Here is a 20613-nt window from a genome sequence, read left to right as displayed (position 1 = left end):
GGGGGTGATCGCGTAACATGATTGGACTCATGAAATCCATGGCGACGACGATGAAGCACGCGCTGGACGGGAACACGTTCACGGTGGAATACCCGGAGGACGCGCCCGAAGTGAGCCCCCGGTTCCGCGGGGTCCACAAGTTCAGCCAGGAGCGGTGTATCTGGTGTCGGCAGTGCGAGAACGTCTGCCCGAACGACACGATCCAGATCGTTCAGGACGACCAGCGCAACGGCGAGCAGTACAACCTCCACATCGGGCAGTGTATCTACTGCCGGCTCTGCGAGGAGGTCTGTCCCGTCGACGCCATCCTGCTGACCCAGAACTTCGAGTTCACCGCGGACACGAAGGACGACTTCGTGTTCAACAAAGAACAGCTCAAGAACGTCCCGTGGTACAAGGGTATCGACCCGCTGGAGTCCCGCAATCCCGATCGCGGCGCGTGGATCGGGGAGGGCGACGGCGAGGTCGACTACCAGTAGCGGGCTCGTCTCGAAATCTTCAAAGGGGTTCTCATAGGAGACAAACACAATGGTTTATCCTACCATCGCGTTCGGGCTGTTCGCCGCGGTCACGCTGGCGTTCGCCCTCGGGGTCGTCCTGGCGCGCGACGTGTTCCACGCCGCGCTGCTTCTGGGCGGAGCCCTCACGAGCGTCGCGGTGCACTACGTGATGCTGCGGGCGGAGTTCATCGCCGCCATGCAGATCCTCGTCTACGTGGGCGGGGTCCTCATTCTAGTCACGTTCGCCGTGATGCTCACGCGATCTGAGACGGACACGGAGGTGAGTAGCGCGTGAGCGACGACGAGAGCCGCGGGTCGCGGATCCTGCCCGCGATAGCCGTGGGCGCACTGTTCGCCGTCTTCGTCGCGACGATCAACGCGGCGACGTTCGACGCCGCGCCAGCCGGGTTCCCGGCCGACGCTTCCATCGTCCACAACATCGGGTACGCCCTCTTCGACCTCGGCGCGTACGACGTCGCGACGGTCCCCGCCGAGGGGTTCCTCGCGGCGTTCCTGATCGCCGCGGTCGCGCTCGACGTGGCGGTCGACGGCGCCGTCTACCTCGCGAAGCGCGAGGAGGACGGGTCCGTCGTCTCCGCGGTCGGCGGGGCGTTCACCGACGGCGGCCGCGACGGGGGTGACCGGCAGTGACCGCCGTCGCGTCTTCGATCCCGCCGACGTGGTACCTACTGTTGGCGTCGGCGGTGTTCTGTATCGGGCTGTTCGGCGTGCTGACGCGGCGGAACGTGCTGTACTTCCTCATGAGCGTCGAGCTCATGATGAACGCGGCCAACATCAACTTCGTCGCGTTCGCGCTGTACTACGGCGACCTCACCGGGCAGGTGTTCGCGCTGTTCGTCATCGCGCTCGCCGCCGCGGAGGTCGCGATCGGCATCGGCATCATACTCGTGTTATACCGCAACTTCGGCACGACTGACGTAACCGTTCCCGCGGAGATGAGGTGGTAAGATGGTGAACGCATTCGCATACGTCCCGGCGATCGTCCTCCTCCCGTTCTTCTCGTTCCTCGTCGCGCTCGGCGCGGGGAGGTACCTCCCGAAGGGCGGCGCCTTCGGCGGCATCGCGGCGACCGCGGGCTCGTTCCTGCTGTCGATCTGGGTCGCCGCCACCGTCGCTGGCGGACGGGCGTACAACGAGACGCTGTACTACTGGGCCGGCGAGGGCGGCGCGGGGATCGGGCCGACCGACATCGAACTCACGTTCGGCGTCCTGATCGACCCGCTGTCGGCGCTGATGCTCGTCATCGTGACGCTCGTGGCGCTTCTGGTCCACGTGTTCTCGCTCGGCTACATGAACGACGAAGGCGAGACCGGCCTCCCGCGCTACTACGCCGGGCTCGGCCTGTTCACGGCCTCGATGCTCGGCTTCGTCGTCGCCGACAACCTGCTGATGGCGTTCATGTTCTTCGAGCTGGTCGGGCTGTGCTCGTACCTGCTCATCGGCTTCAACTTCCGGGAGCCCGGCCCGCCGTCGGCGGCGAAGAAGGCGTTCCTCGTCACCCGCTTCGGCGACTACTTCTTCCTCGTCGGCGTCGTCGCGGTGTTCGCCACCTTCGGGACGGCGCAGTTCGCCGGCCCCGAGTCGTTCCCGGCGCTCGCCGACGCGGCGCTCAACGGCTCCGGCTCGGTCGCGTGGACCCCCGGCGACCTCGAGCTCGGGACGTGGCTGACGATCGTCGGCCTGCTCGTGCTGGGCGGCGTCGTCGGGAAGTCCGCGCAGTTCCCGCTTCACACTTGGCTCCCCGACGCGATGGAGGGCCCGACGCCCGTCTCCGCGCTCATCCACGCCGCGACGATGGTCGCGGCCGGCGTCTACCTCGTCGCGCGGATGTACGGCTTCTACGTGCTGACCCCGACGACGCTGGCGGTCATCGCCTTCATCGGCGGCTTCACGGCGCTGTTCGCGGCGACGATGGGGCTCGTGAAAGACGAGCTGAAGCAGGTGCTCGCGTACTCCACCATCTCGCAGTACGGCTACATGATGCTCGCGCTCGGCTCGGGCGGGTACGTGGCCGCGGTCTTCCACCTGACCACCCACGCGTTCTTCAAGGCGCTGCTGTTCCTCGGCGCCGGGTCGGTCATCATCGCGATGCACCACAACGAGGACATGTGGGACATGGGCGGGCTGAAGTCGAAGATGCCCGTCACCTACTACACCTTCCTCGCCGGGTCGCTGGCGCTCGCGGGCATCTTCCCGTTCGCTGGCTTCTGGTCGAAAGACGAGATCCTCTACGAGGCGCTCGTCCACGGCCTCAACGACCCGCTGCTGCTCGGCGGCTACGTCATGGGACTGCTCGCGGTGCCGGTCACCGCGTTCTACACCTTCCGCATGGTGTTCCTCACCTTCCACGGCGAGCCGCGGAGCGACACGGCGCGCGACCCCGTTCCCGTCCGCTGGAACGTGAAGGGACCGCTGACGGTCCTCGGTTCGCTCGCGGTCGTCACCGGCTTCATCAACATGGTGCCGGTCCAGAAGGTGCTCGGCCTCGAAGGGATCGACCTGCTGCACCTGTGGCTCGACAACCACTGGGGCGGCATCGAAGGCCTCTCCTCGCACCACTACGCCGACCTGAGCCCGTACAGCAGCGGGTACCTCGTCGGCGGTGAGGTCGGCACGGTCCTCGTCGGCGCGGCCGTCTCGCTCGGCCTCGCGCTGCTCGGACTCGGACTCGCCTGGCGGCTCTACAACGTGGCGTCGCCGACGGAACACACCGCCAAGCTCGGCGGCATCAAAGACGTGCTGTACAACAACTACTACCTCGACGAACTGCAGGTCTGGCTCGCGTATCGGACGGAAGACGTCGCGGGCGGCGCGAACACCTTCGACCAGGGGATCATCGACGGCGTCGTGAACGCCGTCTCCTCGGTGAGCCTCACCGGCGGCGGACGGATCCGCCAGCTCCAGTCGGGGGTCGTCTCGCAGTACGCCGCGCTGCTCACCTTCGGCCTCGTCGCGCTGCTGCTCGTGCTCGGCGCGACCGGGGGGTGGTTCCTGTGATACTCGAAGCGCTCATGGCGGCCGCCTTCGTCGGCGCGCTGACCGTGTTCCTCGCGCCGGACGAGTGGGCGGGGCGGCTGGCGTTCGCGATCAGCCTGATCCCGTTCGTCGGGAGCCTCTACCTGTGGTCCGGCTTCGAGGCCGGCGGCAACGCGCTGCTCGGCGGCGACATCGCGTACGCGACCCAGATCGAGTGGCTCGAGGTCGGCGGTCGCAGCGTCTCGTGGTTCGTCGGGGTCGACGGGATCAGCCTCCCGCTGTTCGTGCTCACGACGTTCCTCGTCCCGCTGGCGATCGTCAGCGCGTGGACGCCCGTGGACTCGCGGCAGAGCCAGTTCTACGGGCTCATGCTGTTCATGGAGGCGAACCTGCTCGGCGTCTTCGCCGCGCTCGACTTCTTCCTGTGGTTCGTCTTCTGGGAGGCCGTGCTGGTCCCGATGTACTTCCTCATCGGGATCTGGGGCGGCCCGCGCCGCAAGTACGCCGCGATCAAGTTCTTCGTCTACACGAACGCGGCGTCGCTGCTGATGTTCATCGGGTTCATGAGCCTCGTGTTCGCACTCGGCGACTCGGTGTCCTCGTTCGCCCTGCCCGAGATCGCGCAGGCGGTCGCCGCGGGCGGCCTGGGCGAGTGGTTCGGCATCCCGCCGGACACGGTCGCCCTGTTCGCGTTCCTCGCGATGTTCCTCGGGTTCGCGGTGAAGGTCCCGATCGTGCCGTTCCACACCTGGCTGCCGGACGCCCACGTTCAGGCGCCGACCCCGGCGTCGGTGCTCCTGGCGGGCGTCCTCCTGAAGATGGGGACGTACGCGCTGCTGCGGTTCAACTTCACGATGCTGCCGGACCAGGCGTCGATGCTCGCGGTCCCGATCGCGGCGATCGCCGTCATCAGCGTCATCTACGGCGCGATGCTCGCGCTCGCACAGAAGGACCTCAAGCGGATCGTCGCCTACTCCTCCGTCTCGTCGATGGGGTACGTCATCCTCGGCCTCATCGTCTTCACCGAGTACGGGGTCGGCGGCGCGACGTTCCAGATGGTCGCGCACGGGCTCATCTCGGGGCTGATGTTCATGGCGGTCGGCGTCATCTACAACACCACCCACACCCGGATGGTCGGCGACATGGCCGGCATGGCCGACCGGATGCCGGTCACCGTCGGGATCCTCGTCGCCGGCGCGTTCGGCTACATGGGGCTCCCGCTGATGGCCGGCTTCGCCGGCGAGTTCTTCATCTTCGTGGGCTCGCTGTCCGCGCCGGCGCTCCCGTACGCGCCGGTGTTCACGGCGCTCGCGATGTTCGGCATCGTCATCGTCGCCGGCTACCTGCTGTCGGCGATGCAGAGCACGCTGTTCGGTCCGTTCGACCTGGAGACCGACTACGAGGTCGGCCCCGCGGCGTTCCACGACGTCGCCCCGCTCGCGGTGCTTCTGGTGGCGATCATCGTGCTCGGCGTCGCGCCCGACATCTTCTTCGAGATGATCCGCGACGCTGCCTTGCCCGTGGTCGAGGGGGTGACGATCGATGGTTAACGGTCTGCCCGGCGTGACGGCGCTGCTGCCGGCGCTCCTGCTCGCCGCCACCGGTCTCGCGCTGCTGCTGGTCGACACGATCCGCCCCGACGCGCGCTCGAACACGTCGATGGCGATCGTCGGCGCCGTCGGGTCGCTCGCAGCGCTCGCGGCCACCGTCTGGCTCACCGCGACCGGCGTGGGGAGCGCGGACGCCGGCGCGGTTTACCTGTTCTCGGACGCGGTGAAGGTCGACACGCTGGGGCTGTTCTTCACGGCCATCTTCGCGTCGGTGACCGCGCTGGTGTTGGTCGCCGGTCACGACTACTTCGACGACGGCGTCAACCCGGCCGCGTTCTACTCGCTCGTGACGTTCGCCGCGACCGGCATGGCGCTGCTCGCGGTCGCGAACTCGCTCGCGGTCGTGTTCGTCGCCCTAGAGATGGTGTCGCTGCCGTCGTACGTGCTCGTCGCGTACCTCAAGCAGAACCGCGGGAGCGTGGAGGCGGGGCTGAAGTACTTCCTCGTCGGCGCGCTCTCGTCGGCCATCTTCCTGTTCGGCATCTCGCTCGTGTACGCGGCCACGGGGTCGCTCATCCTCGCCGACATCGCGTCGGCGTCCATCGAGGGGCTCACGGGCGTCCTCGGCGTCGGCATCGTGATGATGATCGGCGGCGTCGCGTTCAAGACGGCCTCCGTCCCGTTCCACTTCTGGGCGCCGGAGGCGTACGAGGGCGCGCCCGCGCCGGTCAGCGCGTTCCTCTCGTCGGCCTCGAAGGCCGCCGGGTTCGTCGTCGCGTTCCGCGTGTTCACCGAGGCGTTCCCGCTTGAGATGGCCGTGTCGGCGAACGTCGACTGGATGCTCGCGTTCGCGATCCTCGCGGCCGTCACGATGACGCTCGGGAACTTCGCGGCCGCCGTCCAGGAGGAGGTCAAGCGGATGTTGGCCTACTCCTCGATCGGTCACGCCGGGTACGCGCTCATCGGCGTCGCCGCCCTCACGGTCGACGGGCCGGCCAACGGCACCGTCATGGGCGCCGCGATGGCGCACCTGCTCGTCTACGGGTTCATGAACACCGGCGCGTTCCTCTTCGTCGCGATGGCGGAGCGGTGGGGCGTCGGTCGGACCTTCGCCGACTACGCGGGGCTCTGGCGGCGCGCGCCGGTCGCCTCCGTGGCGATGGCCGTGTTCATGTTCTCGCTGGCGGGGCTGCCGCCGTTCGCCGGCTTCTTCTCGAAGTACTTCCTGTTCCAGGCGGCCATCGACAACGGCTTCGTCTGGCTCGCCGGGCTCGGCGCGATAAACAGCGTCGTGTCGCTGTACTACTACAGCCGGGTCGTGAAGGCGCTGTTCCTAGACGACCCCGCGTCGCCGACCGCGCTCGACGCCGTCGACGTGCGGCCGACGGCGCTGTACGCCGCGGTCGTCTTCGCGGCGGTCGCGACGGTGCTGCTGCTGCCCGGCTTCGGCCCCGTCATCGAGACGGCCGAGGCGGCGGCGTCCGCGCTGTTCTGACCGCCGCGGCCGACCCTCGGCCGGCGTTTCGATCCCCGACGTCCCGCCCGGAAGCCACAGATTCTCCTGCCTTCGGACCGTTCGTGGATACGTGTCTCGCACGCGCAGCTATCGGTGTCTGAACTGTCTCGATCACGCCGTCACCCGGTCGTTCGACACCTCGCACCTCTCGATGACGTGCCCGAACTGCGGGTCGTTCGAGCGGTTCGCCAACGAGGCGGTGATCGAGCGGTTCGAGTCGCTCGAGGCGTCGCCGCCGGCGGAGTTCGACTGGGAGCGGCTGGAGCGGCGGGAGAAGCTGCTCGTCGCCGAGCGCCTCGCCCGCACGGACAAGACGCTCGCCGACTTCGACGTGGCCGTCGACGAGGAAGCGGCGGACGGGCCGGCGGAGGGGGCCGACCCCGAGGCGAGCGACGCGTAGCTACCGGGCGTACAGCTTGCCGCCGACGAGGGCGGCGAGCCCGACGCCGTCGCCGGGCGTGACCGCCACGTAGGGCCGCTCGACCGGGCCGAACACGTCGACGACGCGGCCCACCGTCGAGAGCGACTCGTCGACGACGCTCGCGCCGATCCGCGGCGGATCGGCGTCCGGGTCGCCGCGGGCGATCGCGAGCCCCCCCGCGGTGCGGACGACGGTGCCGACGCGCCGCACGGTTACTCCCGGAGGACGCCGAGGTACGCGGCGATCGCCTGTACCAAGTCGTTCTTCGCGGTGTCTTCGGTCCCCTTGACGACGACGGAGCCGCGGGCCTCGAACTCCCGCGAGTAGGTGGCGTCGCGCTCGACGACGGCGTCGTAGCCGACCTGCTGGACGGCCTTCGCGATCTCGTCGACGGTCGGCGCTTCGACCGCCAGATCCGTCGGGACGCGGCGTCCCTCCGAGCGCGACAGCTCGGCGTCGAAGTAGGCGGGGTAGACGACGTTCTCGACCATATCGGATCCCCTCGCGCGCGGCGTAAGGTCGTTTCGGACCGGCGCGCAGTCGGCCGCCGGTCAGGCGGTGCGGAACTCGAAGCGGGCCCCGCCGCGCTCGCCGGTGAGCGCGTGGGCGGTCCAGCCGTGCGCCTCGGCGATCTGCTCGCTGATCGCCAGCCCGAGCCCGGTCCCCGACTCGTCGGTCGTGAACCCGCTCTCGAACACGCGGTCGGCGTCGTCGGGGAGGCCGCTCCCGTCGTCCTCGACGTAGAAGCCGGCGGGCTCGTCGCTCTCGTCTGCCGCCATCGGCCCCACCCGGACCGAGAGCGGGTCGTCCGGGGCGTCGCGCCCGTGTTCGGCGCTGTTCCGGAAGACGTTCTCGAACAGCTCGCGCAGCCGCGTCCGGTTCGCCTCCAGCGTCTCGTCGTCCTCGACGGTCAGTGTCGCGTTGCCCGTGTCGACGCCGCTCCACGCCTCGCGCGCCGCGTCCGCCAGCGAGACGGCCTCCGTCTCGCCGACCGACCGCCCCTCCCGCGCCAGCGAGAGGAGGTCGCCGACGAGCTCGTCCATCCGGTCGAGCGCGTCCGCGACCCGGTCGAGGTGGTCGACGTCTCCGGTGTCGCGGGCGAGGTTGACGTACCCCTCTGCGACCGACAGCGGGTTTCGGAGGTCGTGCGAGACGATCGAGGCGAACTCGTCGAGCCGCTCGTTCTGTCGCCGCAGCGTCTCCTCGCGCTCCCGGCGGTCGGTGACGTCGGTGTAGATGGCGTAGCCGGCCGCGTTCGACGCGTCGAGGTGGATCGGGATGACGTGGAGGATGAAGTGGCGCGGGCCGTCGGCCGTGACCCGCGTCACCTCCCGGCGGACGTTCTCGCCGCGCCGGAGCTGCTCGTTGAGGTCCTCCGCCTCCGAGCCGGCGTCGGGGGGGACGATGTAGTCGTCGATGGACTCGCCGAGCACCGTCTCCGACTCGTAGCCGAACGTCGACTCGAAGGCGTCGTTCACCTGCCGGACGATTGGCTCGCCGTCGACGTAGTCGTAGGCGATCGCAGGGTCGGGGACGTTCGTGAACAGCGCGAGCAGGCGGTCGCGCTCGGCTCGGAGCGTCTCGGTGACGGCCAGTCGGTCGAGCGTCTCCTCGAGGTGCGAGGCGAGCAGCTCCGCCAGCCGGCGGTCGACGCCGTCGAACTCCCCGTCGCCGTCGGCGGCCGCGAGCTGGAAGACGACGTCGTCGCCCACCGGCACCGTGAGGAGCGTGTCGAACCGGCTCTCGGGGTTCGGGTTCGGCGCGATGGAGACGTTCCCGGTCTGGACGGCCGTGCCGGCCACGCCGGTGCCGACGCGGACCCGGTTACAGTCGTCGACGGGCGTCCCGCTGGAGGCGACCACCGGCTCGACCCACTCGCCGTCGCGGACGGCGACCACGCTCTGGTACCCGGGGAACACCTGTTCGGCGACCGCGACGGCGGCCCGGTACGCCTCGTCGACCGACCGGACGGCGGCGAGCTCCGCCATGCCGGCGTTGAGCTGTTCCACCCTCGACGGGGTCCTGGTCGGCTCCGACCGGACGGCGGACCGCTCGCCCCGGGCGATCAGCCACGAGACCGTCTCGGAGAGCGCCTCCGGTGTGGCCGCCACCGCGTCCACGAGCGGGTCGGTCGCGACCCGCCCGGTCGGGCCGTCGGCGAACGCCACCACGGACCCGGTGCGCTCGACCGACCGGACCCGCTCGAGGCCGGCCTCGTCGACGACGACCGTCACGTCGGCCTCGGCGAGACGCCTCTCGTCGACGCCGCCTGGCGAGGCGGCGTGCGTCTCGACGTCGGCGTCCGCGGAGTCGCGGCCGTCGGGGCCGAGGGACCGCTCGACGCTCTCCGCGAGTCCGGAGCCGGCGGCGAGCACGAGGACCGACCCGCGCTCGTCCAACGCAGAAGTCACGTTGGTAGATGATAGCTTACGGCGAGAACATAAGTCTTCTTACCGGTCACCGCGAGCGGCCGATCCGGCGGCGCTCGGGCGCGTGCTCGTCGGTTTCCGTCCCTCTCGTTTCCCCCGATTGCGGCCGCGTCGTTCCCCCGGTCACGGCCGCCTTGCTCCCCGGTCAGGGCCGACCCGATCGCGGTCGCGCCGGCGGCGACGACCGACCCCGGAACCCTTTTGGAGCAACACGGGCCACGTTCGTGTAATGAGCGATCTCGAAGCGGAGTACCGTCTCGACTACTTCGAGGAGGAGGGGTTCGAGCGCAAGGAGTGTCCCTCCTGCGGCGCGCACTTCTGGACCCGCGACGCCGACCGCGAACTGTGCGGCGAGCCGCCCTGCGAAGACTACAGCTTCATCGACGACCCGGGCTTCCCGGAGGAACACTCGCTGTCGGAGATGCGCGAGGCGTTCCTCTCCTTCTTCGAGGCAAACGACCACGAGCGGATCGACCCGTACCCGGTCGCCGCGAACCGGTGGCGGGACGACGTCCTCCTGACGCAGGCGTCGATCTACGACTTCCAGCCGCTCGTCACGTCGGGGCAGACGCCGCCGCCGGCGAACCCGCTGACCATCTCGCAGCCCTGTATCCGGATGCAGGACATCGACAACGTCGGCAAGACGGGCCGGCACACGATGGCGTTCGAGATGATGGCCCACCACGCGTTCAACACGCGCGAGGAGGTCGACGAGGACGAGTACGCCTACCACGGCGAGGTGTACTGGAAAGACGAGACGGTTCAGTACTGCGACGAGCTGTTCGAGAGCCTCGGCGCCGACCTCGAAGAGATCACTTACATCGAGGACCCGTGGGTCGGCGGCGGTAACGCCGGCCCCGCCATCGAGGTCATCTACAAGGGCGCCGAGCTGGCGACGCTCGTCTTCATGTGTATGGAGCAGGACCCCGAGGGCGACTACGAGATGAAGGACGGGAACTCGTACTCGTTCATGGACACGTACATCGTCGACACCGGGTACGGGTTAGAGCGGTGGACGTGGATGAGCCAGGGGACCGCGACCGTGTACGAGGCCGTCTACCCCGACGCGATCGACTTCCTGAAGGAGAACGCCGGGGTCGAACACACCGAGGCCGAACGCGAGATCGTTCACCGCGCCGCGAAGCTCTCCGGCCGGCTCGACATCGACGACGTCGACGACGTGGAGGCCGCCCGCGGCGAGATCGCCGACCGGCTCGACGTCGACGTCGACCGGCTGCGCGAGCTGGTCGAACCGCTCGAAGCGATCTACGCGATCGCCGACCACTCCCGCACGCTCGCGTACATGTTCGGCGACGAGATCGTCCCGTCGAACGTCGGCACGGGCTACCTCGCCCGGATGGTGCTCCGCCGGATGAAGCGCCTCGTCGACGAGGTCGGCGTCGACGCGCCCCTCGACGAGCTGGTCGACATGCAGGCCGAGCGGCTCGGCTACGAGAACCGCGACACGATCCGCGAGATCGTCCGCAGCGAGGAGCGGAAGTACGAGCGGACGCTGGAGCGCGGCGCGCGGAAGGTCGAACAGCTCGCCGACGAGTACGCCGGCACCGGCGAACCGATCCCGACGGGGGAGCTGCTCGAACTGTACGACTCCCACGGGATCCAGCCCGACATGGTCGCCGACATCGCTGACGACCGCGGCGCGACCGTCGACGTCCCCGACGACTTCTACGCGCTCGTCGCCGACCGCCACGAGGAGGGCGACGGCGCGACCGGGACCGACGAGCGGGACGAGCGGCTCGCCGACCTCCCCGAGACGGAGAAGCTGTTCTACGACGACCAGGGGCGCACGGAGTTCGAGGCGGTCGTCCTCGACGTGTTGGAGGCCGAGGAGGGGTACGACGTCGTCTTGGACCAGACGATGTTCTACCCCGAGGGCGGCGGCCAGCCGGCCGACCGGGGCCAGCTCACGGTCGGCGAGACCACCGTCGACGTCGACGACGTCCAGGAGGTCGACGGGGTCGTGCTCCACCGGACGGACGCGGACCCGGGCAAGGGCGAGTTCGTCCGCGGACAGGTGGACGGCGACCGCCGCGACCGGCTGCGCGCGCACCACACCGCGACGCACCTCGTCGGGCACGCCGCCCGCGAGGTGCTCGGCGACCACGTCCGCCAGGCGGGCGCCCAGAAGGGGATCGACTCCTCCCGGCTCGACGTGCGCCACTTCGAGCGGATCACCCGCGAGGACGTGAAGGCGATCGAGCGCGTCGCGAACGACCTCGTCCGCGACGACGTGCCGGTCCGGCAGGAGTGGCCCGACCGCAACGAGGCGGAGGCGGAACACGGCTTCGACCTCTATCAGGGCGGCGTGCCGCCGGGAACGAACGTCCGGCTGATCCACGTCGGCGACGCCGACGTCCAGGCCTGCGCGGGGACCCACGTCGACCGGACCGGCGAGATCGGCGCGGTGAAGCTGCTGAAGACGGAGCCGGTCCAAGACGGCGTCGAGCGCCTCGTCTTCGCGGCCGGGGCGGCGGCGGTCGAGGCGACCCAGCGCACTGAGGACGCGCTGTACGACGCGGCCGACGTCCTGGACGTCGACCCGCTCGACGTCCCCGACACCGCGGAGCGCTTCTTCGAGGAGTGGAAGGCGCGCGGCAAGGAGATCGAGTCGCTCAAAGAGGAGCTCGCGGCCGCGCGCGCCTCCGGCGGCGGCGACGCCGAGGAGGTCGAGGTCGCCGGGGCGACCGCGGTGATCCAGCGGCTCGACGGCGACGCCGACGAGCTGCGCGCGACCGCGAACGCCCACGTCGACGACGGGAAGGTCGCCGTGATCGGCAGCGGCGCGGACGGCTCCGCGAGCTTCGTCGTCGGCGTCCCCGACGGCGTCGACGTGAACGCCGGACAGGTCGTCTCGGAGCTCGCCGGGCGCGTCGGCGGCGGCGGCGGCGGGCCGCCCGACTTCGCGCAGGGCGGCGGGCCGGACGCGGACGCCTTGGACGACGCGCTCGACGCGGCGCCTGACGTCCTCCGAAGCCTCCAGGAGGCCTGAACGCCCCCGTCAGCCACCATGCCGCACGCGACCAACGCCGGGACCGAGATCCGGTACGAGGTTGACGCCCCCGACGCCGGCGAGGGCGACGAGGCGGTCGTGTTCTGCGGCGACGTCGGGCTCGGCGCCTGGCAGTTCGGCTGGCAGCACGCCGCGCTCGCCGGCCCGCACACGGTGATCACGCCGGAGACGCGCGGCGTCGGCCGGTCCGACGCCCCGCCCGGCCCGTACGGGGTCGCGGACCTCGCCGCCGACGTCGACGCGGTGTGCGCCGCCGAGGGGGTCCGGAACGCCCACCTCGTCGGCTACGGGCTCGGCGGGATGGTCGCGCTGACGGCCGCGGCGAACTCCTCGCGACCGGCGAGTATCGCCTTGGTCGGGACGCCGCCCGCGGGGGACGCCTACAACCCCGCCGGCGTCTGGGCCGACCCCGCCGACCCGGCCGCGGTCGAGGGGTCGCTGAACGGGCTCCTCTCGGTCGACTTCCGGGAGGCGCACCCGGACGCGCTCTCGCGGATCGCGGAGTGGCGTCTCGCGGAGGACGCCGACCGCGAGGCGTACGCGGCGCACCGCGCCGCGGTCGAGTCGTTCGACCTCACCGGCGCTCTCTTCGAGGTCGCCACGCCGGCGCTCGTCGTCCACGGGACGGACGACACCGTCTGCCCCGTCACGGCCGGCGAAACGCTCGCCGAGGGGCTCCCGCGCGGGGAGTTCCACGGCGTCGAGGGGGCGCGCCACCTCGTCGGGGTCGAGGCGTCGGCCGCGGTCAACGACCTGCTCGCCGGGTGGCTCGCGGAACACGCGAGCGCCGCGTTCGAGTAGTCGCGGCGTCGTCCGCCCCGCGACGCCCGCGTCAGCCCCCTCGGCCCGCGGCCGGCGCCGCAACCGTTTTGTGACTCTCGCCGAACCTACACTCGATGACCCGTCTCCGGTTCGCTCTGTTGAACGCCGCCCACGACGGCGCGAACACCCGCCGGAACTTCCGCAGAGAGCTCGACGCCGACCTCGTCGAGTTCGACGCCGTCGCGGGAGACCTCCCCGACCACACCGAGTTCGACGGCGTCGTGGTGACGGGGTCGCGCTCGTCGGTCTACTGGGACGAGGCGTGGATCCCGCCGCTCGTCGACTACGTCGCGTCGGCCGCCGAGGCCGAGGTGCCGGTCCTCGGCGTCTGTTACGGCCACCAGGTGCTCGCGGAGGCGCTCGGCGGCCGCGTCGCCGGGATGGACGGGTTCGAGATCGGCTACAACGAGATCCGCCGGCCGCGCGACGACCCGCTGTTCGAGGGGATCGGCGAGTCGTTCACCGCCTTCACCACGCACGGCGACGCGGTCGTCGAACTGCCGCCGTCCGCGACGCTGCTCGCGGAGAACGACCGCGGCGTCCACGCCTTCCGCGACGGCCACTGCTGGGGCGTCCAGTTCCACCCCGAGTACGACATCGACACCGCCCGCGAGGTGACCGACGGCAAGCGGGACCAGATCGGCGACGCCCGCGTGGACGCGGTCCTCGACTCGATCACGCCCGCCGCGTACGACGCCGCCTGCGAGGCGAAGCAGCTGTTCGAGAACTTCACCGCCTACGCCGCGCGGCTCGCCGACGGGGCGGAGCCGACCGCCGCTGACGATTGAGCGGGCCGGCCGCCGAGGTCGTGCGCGCGCGGCCCCCGGTCGAACACCCTTATACGGTTCCCGTCCCCAACTCGGGTATGAACGTAGTACCGGACACGAGCGCGGTCGTCGACGGCCGCGTGTCCGAACGCGTCGCGGACGGGACCTACGAGTCGGTCACCGTGTTCGTCCCCGAGGCGGTCGTCGGCGAGCTGGAGTCGCAGGCGAACGACGGGCTCGAATCCGGCTGGGACGGGCTCAGCGAACTCAAGCGGCTCGCCGACTACGCCGACGACGGAACGATCGAGCTGCGGTACGTCGGCGAGCGCGCCAGCGGCGACGCCCGCTCGAACGCCCACGAGGGCGACGTGGACGCGCTGATCCGCGACCTGGCCGCCGACCACGACGCGACGCTGCTGTCCAGCGACGTGGTCCAGGCCGAGGTGGCCCGCGCGAAGGGACTGGACGTCGAGTACGTCGAGCCGGTCGCCCGCGGCGTCGTCGACGAGCTGCCGATACGGGAGTTCTTCACCGAGGAGACGATGTCGGTCCACCTCAAGACGGGGACCGTCCCGAAGGCGAAGCGCGGGGCGCTCGGCGAGATGCGCTACGTCGAGATCGCGGACGAGCCCACCGACGAGGCGCAGCTGCGCGAGTGGGCCAATTCGATCGTCGACCTGGCGCGCCAGTCGAACGAGGGGTTCATCGAGCTCTCCGACGACGGGATGGACATCGTCCAGTTCCGCAACTACCGGATCGCGGTGGCGCGTCCCCCGTTCGCCGACGGCATCGAGATCACCGCCGTCCGCCCCATCGCGAAGACGGACTTGGACGACTACGAGTTCGCCGACGAACTGCGCGACCGGTTCGCGGAGCGGAAGCGCGGCGTGCTCATCTCCGGGTCGCCCGGGGCCGGGAAGTCGACGTTCGCGCAGGCGGTCGCGGAGTTCTTGAACGACAGCGACTACGCGGTGAAGACGATGGAGAAGCCGCGCGACCTCCAGGTCGGTCCGGAGATCACGCAGTACGGCGCGCTCGGCGGCGAGATGGAGAACACCGCCGACTCGCTGCTCCTCGTCCGGCCCGACTACACGATCTACGACGAGGTCCGGAAGACGAACGACTTCGAGGTGTTCTCCGACATGCGCATGGCCGGCGTCGGGATGGTCGGCGTCGTTCACGCCTCGCGCGCCATCGACGCGCTCCAGCGGCTCGTCGGCCGCGTCGAGCTGGGAATGATCCCGCAGATCGTCGACACCGTCGTCTACATCGAGGCCGGCGAGGTCCACACCGTCTACGACGTGACCACCGAGGTGAAGGTCCCCGCCGGGCTCACCGCCGAGGACCTCGCCCGCCCGGTCATCCAGGTGTCGAACTTCGAGACCGGGCGGCCGGAGTACGAGATTTACACGTTCAACCGGCAGGTCGTCACGGTCCCGCTGGACGAGGAGGGCGGCGAGGCGGACCGCGACTCCGGCGTCGGTCGCATCGCGAAAAAGGAGATCGAACGCGAGATCCGCTCGGTCGCGCACGGTCACGTCGACGTGGAGCTGAACGGCGACGACGAGGCGGTCGTCTACGTCACCGAGGGGGACATCGGCACGGTGATCGGGAAGGGCGGCGGTCGCATCGCCGACATCGAGAGCCGCCTCGGGATCGACATCGACGTCCGCACGCACGACGAGAAGCCCGGCGGTTCGGGAGGCGGCCCCGCCGGCGGCGCCGCCGGGAACGGCAGCGGCGACGGGCAGGTCGGCGCCGAGCGCGGCACGGTGGTCGCCCCGGAGATCACCTCGCGGCACGTCGTCATCGACGTCGACGACGGGGTCGGCGAGACGGTCGAGGTGCGCGCCGACGGCGAGTACCTCTTCACCGCCACCGTCGGTCGCGGCGGCGAGGTCCAGGTCTCCCGCGGCTCCGCCATCGCCGAGGAGTTGGAGGACGCGATCGACCGGAACCGGACGGTGACGGTCGTCCCGGCCCGCTGAACCGACGTCCGGCGTCGCCGCCTCCCGAGGCAAGACGTTTCCGAACGCTGTCACGTCGTCGTTCGACGCGGTGGCGTACCACGATCGACGTACCGTATCCCTCCTGAAAGATAACGCTTTTTTGATGGTGGTCGGAACGACGTGGTATGACAGATGAGTTAAAACGCGGGCTCGAGGGCGTCCTCGTCGCGGAGTCGGATCTGAGCTACGTCGACGGCGAGGTCGGAAAGCTCGTCTACCGCGGGTACGACATCGAGGACCTCGCGCGCGGCGCGAGCTACGAGGAGGTCCTGTACCTCCTGTGGCACGGCTCGCTCCCCACCGCCGCGGAGCTCGACGCGTTTGCCGCCGACCTCGCGGCGGAGCGCGAGGTGGACGACGACGTCATCGAGACCGTCCGCGCGCTCGCGGACGCCGGGGAGCGCCCGATGGCCGCGCTCCGGACCGCGACGTCGATGCTGTCGGCGTACGACGACGAGGCGGACGGGGCCGACGACGGCGAGGCCACGCTCCGCCAGGGCCGACGGATCACGGCGAAGATCCCGACGGTCCTCGCCGCGTTCGAGCGCGTCCGACAGGGCGAGGAGCCGGTCGCGCCCGACCCCGACCTCTCGCACGCCGGGAACTTCCTCTACATGCTCACGGGGACCGAGCCGGACGCGGTGAGCGAGGAGACGTTCGACATGGCGCTCACCCTCCACGCCGACCACGGGCTCAACGCCTCCACGTTCACCGCCATGGTGATCGGCTCGACGATGGCCGACGTCTACTCGGGCGTCACCGGCGGTATCGGCGCGCTCTCCGGCCCCCTCCACGGCGGGGCCAACCAGGACGTGATGGAGGTGCTCCACGAGGTGGACGCCTCCTCGAAGGACCCCGTCCAGTGGGTGAAAGACGCCCGCGACGAGGGGCGGCGCATCCCCGGGTTCGGGCACCGCGTCTACAAGGTGAAAGACCCGCGCGCGAACATCCTCGAAGAGAAGCTCCGCGACCTCGCCGACTCGTCGGGCGACACCAAGTGGCTGGACTACACCACCGCTATCGAGGAGTACCTCACCGACCAGGGGCTCGTCGAGAAGGGGATCGCGCCGAACGTCGACTTCTACTCCGGCTCCGTCTACGACTCCCTCGGCATCCCGGTCGACATGTACACGCCCATCTTCGCGATGAGCCGCGCCGGCGGCTGGATCGCCCACGTCGCCGAGTACCAGGAGGACAACCGCCTCATCCGTCCGCGCGCCCGGTACACCGGCCCCGAAGAGGCCGAGTTCGTCCCCATCGACGAGCGGTAAGCGTCGACGGGTTCGGTTCCCCTCGCGGTCGCTGCTTTTCTACTCGAAGGCTGCGATCCCGGTCAGGTCCTCGCCGAGCACCAGCGTGTGGATGTCGTGGGTGCCCTCGTAGGTGTAGACGGTCTCGAAGTTCGCCATGTGCCGCATCGGGGAGTAGTCGGTCGTGATCCCGTTGCCGCCGAGCATCTCGCGGGCGACGCGGGACTGGTCGCGCGCCATCCGGACGTTGTTGCGCTTCGCCATCGAGACGTGCTGGGGCGTGAGGTCGCCGCGCTCCTTCAGTTCGGCGAGCCGGTGGGCGAGCAGCTGACTGGTCGTGATCTCCGTCGCCATCTCCGCGAGCTTCTCCTGTTGGAGCTGGAACCGCGCGATCGGCCCGCCGAACTGGTCGCGGTCGAGCGCGTACTCGCGGGCCTGCTCGAAGCAGTCGCGGGCCGCGCCGACCGCGCCCCACGCGATCCCGTAGCGCGCCTGCGTGAGACACGACAGCGGCCCCTTCATGCCGCTCACGCCGGGGAGGACGTTCTCCGCCGGGACGCGGACGTTCTGGAGGCTGATCTCGCCGGTTACCGACGCCCGCAGCGAGAGCTTGTCGTCGATCTCGTTGGTGGTGACGCCGTCGCGGTCGGTCTCGACGAGGAACCCGCGGACCGGCCGCCCCTCGGCGGAGGTGTCGCGCGCCCAGACGACCGCCACGTCCGCGATGGGCGCGTTCGTGATCCACGTCTTCGAACCGTCGAGCACGTATTCGTCGCCGTCGCGCTCCGCGCGCGTCTCCATCGCCGACGGGTCCGAGCCGTGGTCGGGCTCCGTCAGCCCGAAGCAGCCGACCGCCTCCCCGGTGCCGAGGTCGGGCAGCCAGCGCTCCTTCTGTTCGTCGCTCCCGTACGCGTGGATGGGGTACATCACGAGCGCGCCCTGGACGCTGGCCATCGACCGGAGCCCGGAGTCGCACGCCTCCAGCTCCTGCATCAACACCCCGTAGGCGGTCTCGGAGACGTCGGGCAGGCCGTACCCGTCGAGGTTCGAGCCGTAGAAGCCGAGCTCGCCCATCTCCGGTATCAGGTCCGTCGGGAACGTCCCCGCCTGAAAGTGGTCGCCGATGTCCGGTCGGACCTGTTCGTCGACGAAGCGGCGGGCCGTGTCGCGGATCAGCCGCGCCTCCTCGTCGAGGTCGGCCTCTAATCCGACATAATCGAGCATGAACGAAGCTGCGGCTCGCGTCGGCAAAAACCGTTCGGCCGGCGGCGCCCCCCGGCTCGGATCGCCTCAGACGTCGAACCGCTCGCGCGCGTACTTCGCGAGCAGCGGCACGTCGTCGAGGTGGAGCAGCCGCGCCATCCCCGCCTTCTCGCCGCGGTTCGCCTTCGCGAGGATGTCGTCGTCGGTCTCCTGGAGGTCGCGCATCAGCCGGTCGTACCGCTCGTTGGGCGCGAGGTACAGCAGCTCGGTGAGCGCCAGCCGCGACCTCGCGCGCGGCGCGACGTCGCGGTGCCAGAGCGTCTCGTACACCGCGAGGCTCTCCGCGTCGGTGCGCCGCTCCGAGTCGGTGAGACAGCGGTCGACGGTCGCCGCGGCGGCGCGGGCGGACTTCATCCCCTTGTGGATCCCCTCGCCCCACAGCGGGTCGATGCTCGGCACGGTGTCGCCGATGGCGATGAAGCCGTCCGTGTGCATCTGCGCGGGGCGCTGGATGTGCGCGGAGCCGCGGTGGACCGTCTCGTCGATCTGTTCCGCCTCGGCGAACCGCGGGTCGCGGTCGATCCAGTCGTCGAGGTAGCCGTCGACGGTCTTGCCCGCCTCGGCGAACTCGCGGTGGCGGTCGTTCTGTATGTAGCAGATGCCGACCTTGGCGGTGTCCTCGCCGGTCGCGAAGATCCACGAGTAGCCGCCGGGGGCGATCTCGTGGTCCAACCGGAGCATCATCGCCCGGCGGAGGTCGGCGTAGTCGGGGTGGTTCATCTCCACGCCCGACATCTCGTACTCGATCCCGATCGCCTGGTTCTCGCGTTCGAGGTCGACGACGTCGAGCGCGCTCGCGAGCGGCGCGGCGGGGCCGGTGGCGTCTATCACCACGTCGGCGTACACCTCCTCGTCGCCGTTGTACCGAACTCCCTCGATGACGCCGTCGTCGTCGAGGACCGGCCGCGAGACACGCGCGTCGAAGCGGTACTCCGCGCCGTTTTCGCGGCCGTCGGCGACGAGGAACCGCTTGAAGTCGGCGAACTCCAACACCGCCCCCGGCTGGTAGCTCTCGTAGTACTCGTTGGGCGACTCCAGCACGACGTCGTCGGTGTACGACATCACGACGTCGTCGGGGATCCCGAACGAGGACATCATCGACGGGAACGTGCCGGCGGTCGACTTGTTGCTCTGTCGGGGGAACTCGTCTTCGGACTCCGTCTCGAGGACGACGACGTCGTAGTCGCGCGTCGCCAGATCGCGGGCGCACTGCGCGCCCGCCGGACCCGCGCCGGCGATGGCGACGTCGTAGCGATCAACCATACACGACGCTTACGGACCCACCTAATTAGGCTTGCTGAAACCCGTCGAAAACTCCGCGCGAACGCCCTCTTTCCCTCGGTTTTGGCCGTCGAGAGAGGTCGGAATTAGCGGCCCAGCGAGCGGCGACCGAGGCCGCCGTTCGCCGCCGGGTCCGTGGCGCTCCGGTTCCGCTCGATCGGTCGCGCGACGCGGCTCAGTAGAACTCGCGGACGAGGTCGGTCGCGCCCTCGGGGGCGCCGTCCGGGAGGACCGACATGTCCTCGTCGACGCCGTGCTGTTCGTGGTACGGCACCGACGACTCGTCTTTGTAGAAGACGCCCTGATGCTCCTTCTCGTTGTCGAGGATGACGTCCTTCGCGTCCTCGCGCGAGGTCGGGTCGTGGTCGCTCTCCTTCAGGTCGACCAAAGAGTCGCGGAAGTAGTCGTACGTGTCGACGTCGTTGAACGTGACGCACGGCGAGTAGACGTTGACGAAGCCGAACCCGTCGTGCTCGATGGCCTCCTGGATGATCTCTTGGTGGCGGAGCGCGTCGGAGGAGAACGACTGCGCGATGAACGTCGCGCCGGAGGCGAGCGCCAGCGCGTGCGGGTTCACCGGCGGCTGCTTGGGTCCGTCGGGGCTCGTCGACGTCTCGAAGTCCTCGCGGGAGGTCGGCGACGCCTGGCCCTTCGTCAGCCCGTAGATGCGGTTGTCCATCACGACGTACGTCATGTCGACGTTGCGCCGGACGGCGTGGACGAAGTGGCCCGCGCCGATGGAGTAGCCGTCGCCGTCGCCGCCGGCGACCATCACTT

At 69.9% G+C, this 20613-nt stretch carries 19 protein-coding genes; 13 read left to right on the top strand and 6 right to left on the bottom strand.

All coding sequences use genetic code 11. From position 1 onward, the window contains the following. Positions 1-17: 17 nt before the first annotated feature. From Q0116_RS10180 to Q0116_RS10145, 8 genes are all read left to right on the top strand, one after another. Positions 18-479 carry an NADH-quinone oxidoreductase subunit I gene (locus Q0116_RS10180; protein ID WP_049931224.1) on the top strand — a complete coding sequence of 154 codons (462 nt, stop codon included), beginning with the start codon at positions 18-20 and terminating at the stop codon, positions 477-479. 49 nt (positions 480-528) lie between these two features. After that, a complete protein-coding gene (locus Q0116_RS10175; protein ID WP_297887648.1) occupies positions 529-795 on the top strand; it encodes an NADH-quinone oxidoreductase subunit J in 267 nt (88 codons plus the stop codon). Beyond that, positions 792-1151 (top strand): hypothetical protein, encoded by a 360-nt coding sequence (locus Q0116_RS10170; protein ID WP_297887646.1) that lies wholly within the window; start codon positions 792-794, stop codon positions 1149-1151. Before Q0116_RS10175 ends, Q0116_RS10170 begins: the two co-directional genes overlap by 4 nt. Continuing rightward, positions 1148-1468 carry an NADH-quinone oxidoreductase subunit NuoK gene (gene nuoK, locus Q0116_RS10165; protein WP_006113013.1) on the top strand — a complete coding sequence of 107 codons (321 nt, stop codon included), beginning with the start codon at positions 1148-1150 and terminating at the stop codon, positions 1466-1468. Before Q0116_RS10170 ends, nuoK begins: the two co-directional genes overlap by 4 nt. A 1-nt stretch (position 1469) precedes the next feature. Continuing rightward, positions 1470-3518 (top strand): NADH-quinone oxidoreductase subunit L, encoded by a 2049-nt coding sequence (gene nuoL, locus Q0116_RS10160; protein ID WP_297887642.1) that lies wholly within the window; start codon positions 1470-1472, stop codon positions 3516-3518. Between the two features lie 14 nt (positions 3519-3532). Then, positions 3533-5047 (top strand): NuoM family protein, encoded by a 1515-nt coding sequence (locus tag Q0116_RS10155; RefSeq protein WP_297887650.1) that lies wholly within the window; start codon positions 3533-3535, stop codon positions 5045-5047. Then, positions 5040-6542: an NADH-quinone oxidoreductase subunit N gene (locus Q0116_RS10150; RefSeq protein ID WP_297887639.1), complete on the top strand. Its 1503-nt coding sequence runs from the start codon at positions 5040-5042 to the stop codon at positions 6540-6542. Before Q0116_RS10155 ends, Q0116_RS10150 begins: the two co-directional genes overlap by 8 nt. A 91-nt stretch (positions 6543-6633) precedes the next feature. Then, complete coding sequence (locus Q0116_RS10145; protein WP_297887636.1) at positions 6634-6963, top strand: hypothetical protein; 330 nt, start codon at positions 6634-6636, stop codon at positions 6961-6963. On the opposite strand, the gene Q0116_RS10140 is transcribed toward Q0116_RS10145, so the two are convergent. Genes Q0116_RS10140 through Q0116_RS10130 form a run of 3 tightly spaced genes read right to left on the bottom strand, consistent with a single transcriptional unit; the run spans position 6964 to position 9395 of the window. Beyond that, positions 6964-7194 carry an H/ACA ribonucleoprotein complex subunit GAR1 gene (locus Q0116_RS10140; protein ID WP_297887633.1) on the bottom strand — a complete coding sequence of 77 codons (231 nt, stop codon included), beginning with the start codon at positions 7192-7194 and terminating at the stop codon, positions 6964-6966. 2 nt (positions 7195-7196) lie between these two features. Beyond that, on the bottom strand, positions 7197-7475 hold the full coding sequence (gene srp19, locus Q0116_RS10135) for a signal recognition particle subunit SRP19 (protein ID WP_297887630.1): 279 nt from the start codon (positions 7473-7475) through the stop codon (positions 7197-7199). A 60-nt stretch (positions 7476-7535) separates the two neighbouring features. Next, positions 7536-9395: a PAS domain-containing sensor histidine kinase gene (locus Q0116_RS10130; protein ID WP_297887627.1), complete on the bottom strand. Its 1860-nt coding sequence runs from the start codon at positions 9393-9395 to the stop codon at positions 7536-7538. 247 nt (positions 9396-9642) lie between these two features. Between Q0116_RS10130 and alaS the strand changes: the two genes are divergently transcribed. From alaS to citZ, 5 genes are all read left to right on the top strand, one after another. Further along, positions 9643-12423: an alanine--tRNA ligase gene (gene alaS, locus Q0116_RS10125; RefSeq protein WP_297887623.1), complete on the top strand. Its 2781-nt coding sequence runs from the start codon at positions 9643-9645 to the stop codon at positions 12421-12423. Between the two features lie 18 nt (positions 12424-12441). Next, the gene (locus tag Q0116_RS10120) at positions 12442-13245 is read left to right on the top strand and encodes an alpha/beta fold hydrolase (protein WP_297887621.1); all 804 of its coding nucleotides are present in this window, start codon (positions 12442-12444) and stop codon (positions 13243-13245) included. Between the two features lie 95 nt (positions 13246-13340). Next, entirely contained in the window at positions 13341-14054 is a 714-nt protein-coding gene (locus tag Q0116_RS10115; protein ID WP_297887619.1) for a type 1 glutamine amidotransferase, read from the top strand. Positions 14055-14131: 77 nt separating this feature from the next. Next, the gene (locus tag Q0116_RS10110; protein WP_297887617.1) at positions 14132-16021 is read left to right on the top strand and encodes a PINc/VapC family ATPase; all 1890 of its coding nucleotides are present in this window, start codon (positions 14132-14134) and stop codon (positions 16019-16021) included. A gap of 146 nt (positions 16022-16167) precedes the next feature. Further along, positions 16168-17313 carry a citrate synthase gene (citZ, locus tag Q0116_RS10105; RefSeq protein ID WP_297887613.1) on the top strand — a complete coding sequence of 382 codons (1146 nt, stop codon included), beginning with the start codon at positions 16168-16170 and terminating at the stop codon, positions 17311-17313. Between the two features lie 39 nt (positions 17314-17352). Here citZ and Q0116_RS10100 read toward each other — a convergent pair whose 3' ends face one another. The 3 genes from Q0116_RS10100 to Q0116_RS10090 form a co-directional block, all read right to left on the bottom strand. Then, a complete protein-coding gene (locus Q0116_RS10100; RefSeq protein ID WP_297887611.1) occupies positions 17353-18516 on the bottom strand; it encodes an acyl-CoA dehydrogenase family protein in 1164 nt (387 codons plus the stop codon). Positions 18517-18582: 66 nt separating this feature from the next. Continuing rightward, complete coding sequence (locus tag Q0116_RS10095; RefSeq protein WP_297887608.1) at positions 18583-19818, bottom strand: digeranylgeranylglycerophospholipid reductase; 1236 nt, start codon at positions 19816-19818, stop codon at positions 18583-18585. A gap of 193 nt (positions 19819-20011) precedes the next feature. Then, a partial coding sequence (locus Q0116_RS10090; RefSeq protein ID WP_297887605.1) for a thiamine pyrophosphate-dependent enzyme occupies positions 20012-20613 on the bottom strand: 602 nt, incomplete at its 5' end.

The organism is uncultured Halorubrum sp., assembly GCF_937146585.1.
In the GTDB taxonomy this organism is placed as follows: domain Archaea; phylum Halobacteriota; class Halobacteria; order Halobacteriales; family Haloferacaceae; genus Halorubrum; species Halorubrum miltondacostae.
The sequence above is the reverse complement of the archived record's forward strand: the minus strand, read 5'-3'. Positions and strand labels throughout refer to the sequence as shown.